The organism is Aquirufa sp. A-Brett2-15D, assembly GCF_054558735.1.
In genome coordinates this window covers 1-645 of the sequence record NZ_JBSKFT010000012.1, presented here as the reverse complement: position 1 = coordinate 645, position 645 = coordinate 1, and the positions used below count along the sequence as shown (strand labels likewise).

The following is a 645-nucleotide window of genomic DNA, read 5'->3' as shown; positions in this document are numbered from 1 at the left end:
GTTCGATATTAAATGTGACGAATACGACTGCCTCGAGTGCGACAAATAATGGAGCGTTGATTGTAGGTGGTGGAGTAGGTGTAGGTGGTAATCTGAATGTGGCTGGAACACTGAATGTAGCGGGGGCAACTGCTTTTTCAAGTGGAACGGTGACGGGTGTTACACCGGCCACGAATGATAACAGTACGAAGTTTGCAACTACTGCTTATGTGATGTCTACTTTAGGATCGAATGCAAATGCATTAGTTTGGAATACTGCAGGAAACACGGGTATGACAGATTATGCCTTTAGTATAGCTCAGTATGTATCAGAATCGAGTGCGGGTAAGTTTATCGGAAACACGGATGGATACCCTTTGAATTTCCGGGTATCAAATGTAAGATCCGGACGTATTGATAATAATGTAAACATAGGCCAAACTAGTTTTGGTTACGGAGCTGGCCAGAACGCTTGGTTAGAGAATAACAGCGGTAATGGTTACAGAGGAACTAGAAATACGGCGATAGGTTATTCAACCCTTTACTACACGAACTCGGGTAAGGAGAATACAGCCTTAGGATATTATAGTTTATTTAATAATCAATCTGGATCGGGCTCAGTTGCTTTAGGTTTCCAGTCGATGATGAATTACACGAATAGTTATA

At 42.0% G+C, this 645-nt stretch carries 1 pseudogene; it reads left to right on the top strand.

From position 1 onward, the window contains the following. Nucleotides 1-645, top strand: a pseudogene (locus tag ACST14_RS10925) (hypothetical protein); the annotation flags it as partial.